This is a genomic window from Streptomyces capoamus, from assembly GCF_014654935.1.
GTDB classification, from domain to species: Bacteria; Actinomycetota; Actinomycetes; order Streptomycetales; family Streptomycetaceae; genus Streptomyces; species Streptomyces capoamus.
This window is the reverse complement of the sequence record NZ_BNBF01000005.1, coordinates 325773-332746: the sequence shown is the minus strand read 5'-3', so window position 1 is coordinate 332746 and position 6974 is coordinate 325773. Positions and strand designations below refer to the sequence as shown.

The window sequence follows — 6974 nt, the reverse complement described above, 5'->3', positions numbered from 1 at the left end:
AACGGCGGCCAGACCGACGGCACGTACGTGCAGGTCTGGGACTGCTCGGGCGGGACCAACCAGCAGTGGACGCTGACGGACGCCAACCAGCTGACCGTCTACGGCAACAAGTGCCTGGACGTCCCGGGCCACGCCACCGCGGCCGGCACCCGGGTGCAGATCTGGACCTGCAGCGGCGGCGCCAACCAGCAGTGGCGGGTGAACCCCGACGGTACGGTCGTCGGCGTGGAGTCGGGGCTGTGCCTCGACGTCACGGGATCCGGTACGGCCAACGGCACGGCGGTGGAGATCTGGACGTGCCACGGCGGCAGCAACCAGAAGTGGACCGGCCCGTCCGGGACACCGACCCCGCCCGGCGGCGGCTGTTCCCTTCCGTCGACGTACCGGTGGACGTCGACGGGCGCGTTGGCGCAGCCGGCGAACGGCTGGGTGTCGCTGAAGGACTTCACCGACGTGGTCTACAACGGCAAGCACCTGGTCTACGGGTCCAACGTGTCGGGATCGGCGTACGGCTCGATGATGTTCAAGCCCTTCACCGACTGGTCGGACATGGCGTCGGCCGGCCAGACCGGGATGAGCCAGTCCGCGGTGGCGCCCACGCTGTTCTACTTCGCGCCCAAGAACATCTGGGTGCTGGCGTCCCAGTGGGGGGCGTCCCCCTTCGTCTACCGCACGTCGAGCGACCCCACCAACCCCAACGGCTGGTCCGCGCCGCAGCCGCTGTTCACCGGCAGCATCGGCGGCCCCGGCAGCGGCCCGATCGACCAGACCCTGATCGCCGACGGCCAGAACATGTACCTCTTCTTCGCCGGTGACAACGGCAAGATCTACCGGGCGAGCATGCCGATCGGGAACTTCCCGGGCAACTTCGGCTCGTCGTACACGACGGTCATGAGCGACACGACGAGCAACCTGTTCGAAGCGGTGCAGGTCTACAAGGTGCAGGGCCAGAACCAGTACCTCATGATCGTCGAGGCGATGGGCGCGAACGGGCGCTACTTCCGCTCGTTCACGGCCTCCAGCCTGAGCGGGTCGTGGACCCCGCAGGCGGCCAGCGAGAGCAACCCCTTCGCGGGCAAGGCCAACAGCGGCGCCGGCTGGACCAACGACATCAGCCACGGTGACCTCGTCCGCGCCAACCCCGACCAGACCATGACCGTCGACCCCTGCAACCTGCAGTTCCTCTACCAGGGCAAGGCACCCGGGGCGAGCGGCCCCTACGACCAACTGCCGTGGCGGCCGGGCGTCCTCACCCTGCGGCGCTGACCCGTCCGGCCGCCCTCGGCGGCGCGTGCGCCCCGCGCCGCCGAGGGTCCTAGGTCCAACGCCTGATCGCGAGGTACCGTTCCTACTGCTAACTTGCAGTTGCATAATACTCGCAATAACGTCGGAGGACGTTGGACATGGCGCTTTACACGCTCCCGGAACTTCCGTACGACTACTCGGCGCTCGCCCCGGTCATCAGCCCGGAGATCATCGAGCTGCACCACGACAAGCACCACGCGGCGTACGTGAAGGGCGCGAACGACACCCTGGAGCAGTTGGCGGAGGCGCGGGACAAGGAGTCCTGGGGTTCGATCAACGGCCTGGAGAAGAACCTGGCCTTCCACCTCTCCGGCCACATCCTGCACAGCATCTACTGGCAGAACATGACCGGCCCGAAGGACGGCGGCGGCGAGCCCCTCGCCCAGGACGGCGGCGGCGACCTGGCGGACGCGATCACCGAGTCCTTCGGCTCCTTCGCCGGCTTCAAGACCCAGTTGTCCAAGGCCGCCGCCACCACCCAGGGCTCCGGCTGGGGCGTGCTCGCCTACGAGCCGCTCAGCGGCCGCCTCATCGTCGAGCAGGTCTACGACCACCAGGGCAACGTCGGCCAGGGCTCCACCCCGATCCTGGTCTTCGACGCCTGGGAGCACGCCTTCTACCTCCAGTACAAGAACCAGAAGGTCGACTTCATCGAGGCCATGTGGGCCGTCGTCAACTGGCAGGACGTGGCCAAGCGCTACGCCGCCGCCAAGGAGCGCGGCGACAGCCTGCTGCTCAAGCCCTGACGCCGCGGCCCCGGACGTCCCGTGCGGGTGACGCCCGGCGGGGCCCGGGGCGCCGCCAGTGGCCCCCCGTGCCGCCTAGCCGACGAGTTCGCGTACGAGCGCGGCGACTTGCTCCACTTCGAGGAGGAAGCCGTCGTGCCCGTACGGGGACTCGACCACCCGGACGTGGTCCGCCGTGGGGATCGCGGCCGCCAGTTCCGCCTGCTGGGCCGGCGGGTAGAGGCGGTCCGAGTCGACACCCGCGACGAGGGTCCGGGCCGTCACCCGGCTCAGGGCGGCGCGCGTACCGCCCCGGCCGCGACCGATGTCGTGGCTGTTCATGGCCTCTGTCAGCGTGACGTAGCTGCCCGCGTCGAAGCGGCGCACGAGCTTGGCGGCGTGGTGATCGAGGTAGGACTCCACCTGGAACCGGCCACCGTCGAGGGGATCCTCCGCACCCTGCGGCGCACGGCCGAAGCGGACCTGGAGTTCCCGCTCGCTGCGGTAGGTCACGTGGGCGAGGCGACGGGCCAGGCCGAGTCCCGCGTGCGGCCCGAGCCCGGGGCCGGCGTCGTGGTAGTCGCCGCCGCGCCAGTGCGGGTCGCCGCGGATGGCGTGGAGCTGGACGTTCGCCCAGGCGATCTGCTCCGCGCTCGCCGCGGCCACCGTGGCGAGCAGCAGGAGTGCCCGGGTCCGTTCCGGATGCGACACGGCCCATTCCAGCGCCCGCATCCCGCCCATCGACCCGCCGACGACCAGGGCCCAGCGGTCGATGCCCAGCGCGTCGGCCAGGCCCGCCTCGGCGGCCACCTGGTCCCGCTGCGTCAAGAAGGGGAACCGGCCGCCCCAACGGCGTCCGTCCGGGGTGCAGGACGCCGGTCCGGTACTGCCCTGGCAGCCGCCGAGCACGTTCGGAGCCACGACGAACCAGCGGCCCGTGTCGAGCGCGCGCCCGGGGCCGATGAGCCCGTCCCACCAGCCGGGGGTGGGATGGCCGGGCTCGGCGGGGCCGGCGACGTGGCTGTCGCCGGTCAGGGCGTGCAGCACCAGCACCGCGTTGGCGCGGTCGGGAGCCAGCCGCCCCCACGTCTCGAACGCGAGCCGTACGCCCGGGAGTTCACCGCCGGCCTCCAGGGCGAGCGGCTCGTCGCGCTGGTACCACCGGCGACGGCCGGGCGGGTCCCCCTCCCGCCAGGCCCCGGAGGCCGGCGGGAGGGGACCGGACGGTGCCAGTACGGTGTTCAGGACGCGCCCTTCGCCGCGCGGAACCCCGCCTCCAGGTCGGCCTTCAGGTCGGCGAGGTTCTCGATGCCCACCGACAGGCGCACCAGACCGGGGGAGGTGCCGGTGGCCGCCAGCTGCTCCTCGTCGAGCTGGCTGTGCGTGGTGGACGCCGGGTGGATGATCAGGCTGCGCACATCACCGATGTTGGCGAGGTGGCTGAAGAGCTCCACCGCGTCCACGAACCGCTTGCCCGCCTCGACACCGTCCCGAAGCTCGAAGGAGACCACGGCTCCGGCACCGCGCGGCAGGTACTTCCGGCCCGCCTCGTACCACCTGCTGGACTCCAGTCCCGGATAGTGGACGGCCGCGACCTCGTCCCGCTGCTCCAGCCACTCGGCGAGGGCCTGGGCGTTCGCGGAGTGCCGCTCGATCCGCAGGCTGAGGGTCTCCACGCCCTGCAGGAGCAGGAACGCCGAATGCGGGGACAGGGCCGGCCCGAGGTCGCGCAGCAGCTGCACCCGGAGCTTGACGGCGAAGGCGCCCGGGCCGAGCGCCGGCCAGTACCGCAGCCCGTGGTAGCTGGGGTCGGGCTCCGTGAAGTCCGGGAACCGCTCGGCGTGCGCCCCGAAGTCGAAGGTGCCGCCGTCGACGACGACATCCGCGATGGCCGTGCCGTGCCCTCCCAGGAACTTGGTCGCGGAGTGCACGACGACGTCCGCGCCGTGCTCGAGGGGCCGCAGGAGATAGGGCGTCGGGACCGTGTTGTCCACGATCAGCGGCAGCCCGGCCGCGTGCGCCACGTCCGCGACCCCCCGTACGTCGAGCACGTTGCCGCGTGGATTGCCCAGCGTCTCCGCGAACAGGGCCTTGGTGTTCGGCCGGATCGCCGTCCGCCACGCGTCGAGGTCGTCCGGGTCGTCGACGAACGACACCTCGATGCCCAGCTTCGGCAGGGTGTGCCGGAACAGGTTGTAGGTGCCGCCGTACAGCGACGTACTGGAGACGACGTGGTCGCCGGAGCTCGCGAGCGTCAGGATCGCCAGGGTCTCCGCCGCCTGCCCGGAGGAGAGCGCCACGGCCGCGACCCCGCCCTCCAGGGCGGCGACGCGCTGCTCGAAGACGTCCTGGGTCGGGTTGTGGATGCGGGTGTAGATGTTGCCGGGTTCGGCCAGCGAGAACAGGTCGGCGGCGTGCTGCGTGTCCCGGAACACGAACGACGTCGTCTGGTAGATCGGCGTCGCCCGGGCACCGGTCGTCGGGTCGGGCACCGCCCCGGCGTGGATCTGCTTGGTCTCGAACGACCAGGCCGAGGTGTCGGGCCCGGCGGGCGGCTCCTCGGGGGTGTGCCCTGCGGTGACGGAGTCGATGGGGTGGCTCATGGCGGTGCTCCCTTGTGCGGAAGGCGAGGCGCCCGTGGTGCGGGGCACCCGAAGGCGCGGAGGAACCACAGGGCCGGCCGTCGCGCCCGGAACGCGGGCGGCGGTCGGCTCTGTGCGGAGGGGGGAAGACCGGCGGGGGCCGGAGCGCGGACTCAGCTCACGGCAGGACAACACGTGGTGGTGACACGCCCGTAGTCAACGTGGCGGCGGGTCACGAGCACGGTCATGGAGCCAGAAAACCACATGGGACGGTCGCGCACCAGCGCCCCACAGCCGTCCGGCCGGCTGGAAACATGATGGACGCACTTCCCCGGGGGGAAGGGTGCGGGAGCGCCCGGGCGGCCGCCCCGGCGCGGGACGGTACGCCCCGGTGCGGGATACTTCTCCGATGAGTCCACGCACTGCCCCGATCAGCCGGCCGGTGACGATACGGAGGGCCGTCGCGCGGGACGCCAGACGGCTCACACGGATCGTGCGCGGCTCAGGCGCCTACGCGGGCAAGTTCGCCTCCGCGGTCGAGGGCTACCGGGTCGGGCCCGATTACCTCGAGGCCCACCGCGCCTTCGTGGCCGTCGGCGACGACGGGCAGGGAGACCGGGTCCTCGGGTTCTACTCGCTCGTCCTCGACCCACCGGAGCTCGACCTGCTGTTCGTCGCCGACGAAGCGCAAGGACGGGGTATCGGACGGCTGCTCGTCGCGCACATGCGGTCCGAGGCCCGTGCCGCCGGGCTCGACCGGGTCAAGGTCGTGTCGCACGTCCCCGCCGAGGACTTCTACCACCGCACGGGTGCGGTGCGGACCGGGACCGCACCCGCGAACCCGCCCGCCGTGCCCTGGGACCGCCCCGAGTTCGAGTTCCGCGTCTGTCCGGAATGACGCGGTGTGCCGGCGCGCGGGCCGTCGACCTCGGCCCTGGGCGTCGCCGGTCCGCGCCGGACCCGCCGGCGCGGACCGCCGTCCGCGCCGGCCGCCGCAATGCGAAGGGGCTCCTCCGGTCGGCCCGGGGAGCCCCTTCGGTGTTCCGTCGTCCGGCCGAGGTCAGCTCGCCGACTGCCGCTCCAGCGTCTCCTTCATGACCTGGGAGCCCCGCACGACGCGGAGACGGACCTGCTCCGCCATGTCGTGAGGCAGGACATCGGTGGTCCAGACGAGCCGGCAGCGGTCGGCGCCCTCGGGAATGACCTGGAACGACGCGTGGTGATGCGTGAGCGGGATCTTGAACCCCTCGACCGCCGAGTACGCGAGCCGGCGCAGGTCGTCGTCGATGCTGACGATCAGCTCGCGGATGACCGCGTCGCCGGGCACGGTCAGGTACCGGGTGTCGCCGTCCACGCGGGCGTCGAGGACGTAGCCGGGAATGAGGCGCTTGTGCACCGCCTCCACGTCCCGGACCGCGTCCCAGACATCCTCGGCACTGGATTCGATCACGATGTCCTGAACGATGGTTGCGATGACCGTTCTCCCTCGTCTGTCTGGTTCCGTAAGAATCCGGTACGAGTTTCACCGGGCCGGGCGCCCGGGCGCCGGTTGATACGGCGTCACCTTATCCGACCTGCCATCGCCCTGCGGAAAATGCCCGCGGACAAGGTGATTGATCGGCCGTCACTAACGGATGCACCGTCAATTCACATGCTCGTTACGTGACGCAGCGTGTCTGCATCGCCACTCTATGGATCGCTTGCCGGGAGTGCTCGCTTGCCCGGAGGGTCTCGCCTATGATGCGAACATCAGGTCGAGGGTCCGGGGTTGGGGAAAATCTGGGTCCTGACGGGGGAACTGAATCGGGGGAGTCCGTTTTGCACGTCTGCAACGGGGACGGGGCCGCGCAATCATGTATCGCGCCCGGGGGACCATTTCTGTGCGCCTGAAGGCGTACCCATTCTGAAGACGCACTGATTCTGTCGTCTGTGCATTTCCTGTACTCGTCAGTCTGACGCCCGAACAGTGACATGCGAAAAGAGCGAGTCCACGCCGAAGCGTCGTCCGCTCCCGCAAGCAATCGCTTACTAAGGATGCCGTCATACGCTCCTGCCATCAGGCGTGACCGGCGGCACTCCTCGGTTCTGAGGGGACCAAACCCGTTATGGACGAGCTTCTCGGCAGGCTGTTGTGGCGTCAGTTGATCGCGGTGGGCTGGTTCGAGGGCGGTGTGGGCGACTTCTCCGCCGTGACCGCCCGAGTCCGTCCGGCGCGGCACGTGGCGCGGTGGCTGGACGCCAGCCTGGTGATGCTCGACGAGTTCGGTGTGGTCCGTTACGCGGACGGGAGGTGCACCGGCCGGGTCGAGGACGCCGACGCGCTGTGGGCGGAGTGGGACCGCGCCAAGGAGACGTGGTTCGC

7 protein-coding genes are annotated in these 6974 nt (G+C 70.6%); 4 read left to right on the top strand and 3 right to left on the bottom strand.

The genetic code is table 11. The features are described from left to right. Positions 1-1266 (top strand): non-reducing end alpha-L-arabinofuranosidase family hydrolase (locus tag IE312_RS11260; protein WP_229899523.1); only part of this gene is annotated, 1266 nt, incomplete at its 5' end. Between the two features lie 137 nt (positions 1267-1403). Next, on the top strand, positions 1404-2051 hold the full coding sequence (locus tag IE312_RS11255) for a superoxide dismutase (RefSeq protein WP_189980788.1): 648 nt from the start codon (positions 1404-1406) through the stop codon (positions 2049-2051). Positions 2052-2126: 75 nt separating this feature from the next. Here IE312_RS11255 and metX read toward each other — a convergent pair whose 3' ends face one another. Both metX and IE312_RS11245 read right to left on the bottom strand, forming a co-directional pair. Beyond that, on the bottom strand, positions 2127-3275 hold the full coding sequence (gene metX / locus IE312_RS11250) for a homoserine O-acetyltransferase MetX (protein WP_189980850.1): 1149 nt from the start codon (positions 3273-3275) through the stop codon (positions 2127-2129). After that, entirely contained in the window at positions 3272-4633 is a 1362-nt protein-coding gene (locus IE312_RS11245; RefSeq protein WP_189980785.1) for a bifunctional o-acetylhomoserine/o-acetylserine sulfhydrylase, read from the bottom strand. Before IE312_RS11245 ends, metX begins: the two co-directional genes overlap by 4 nt. 388 nt (positions 4634-5021) lie before the next feature. On the opposite strand from IE312_RS11245, the gene IE312_RS11240 reads away from it, so the two are divergent. After that, the gene (locus tag IE312_RS11240; RefSeq protein WP_189980783.1) at positions 5022-5510 is read left to right on the top strand and encodes a GNAT family N-acetyltransferase; all 489 of its coding nucleotides are present in this window, start codon (positions 5022-5024) and stop codon (positions 5508-5510) included. 162 nt (positions 5511-5672) lie between these two features. Here IE312_RS11240 and IE312_RS11235 read toward each other — a convergent pair whose 3' ends face one another. Next, complete coding sequence (locus IE312_RS11235; protein ID WP_268254308.1) at positions 5673-6077, bottom strand: SRPBCC family protein; 405 nt, start codon at positions 6075-6077, stop codon at positions 5673-5675. Between the two features lie 640 nt (positions 6078-6717). Between IE312_RS11235 and IE312_RS11230 the strand changes: the two genes are divergently transcribed. After that, the coding region (locus IE312_RS11230) for a hypothetical protein (protein ID WP_189980781.1) at positions 6718-6974 on the top strand (257 nt) is incomplete at its 3' end.

Bases quoted from the DNA above. Each gene is read 5' to 3' on its own strand.
- IE312_RS11245 (WP_189980785.1), bottom strand. From the start codon at position 4,633: ATGAGCCACCCCATCGACTCCGTCACCGCAGGGCACACCCCCGAGGAG.
- IE312_RS11240 (WP_189980783.1), top strand. From the start codon at position 5,022: ATGAGTCCACGCACTGCCCCGATCAGCCGGCCGGTGACGATACGGAGG.
- IE312_RS11255 (WP_189980788.1), top strand. From the start codon at position 1,404: ATGGCGCTTTACACGCTCCCGGAACTTCCGTACGACTACTCGGCGCTC.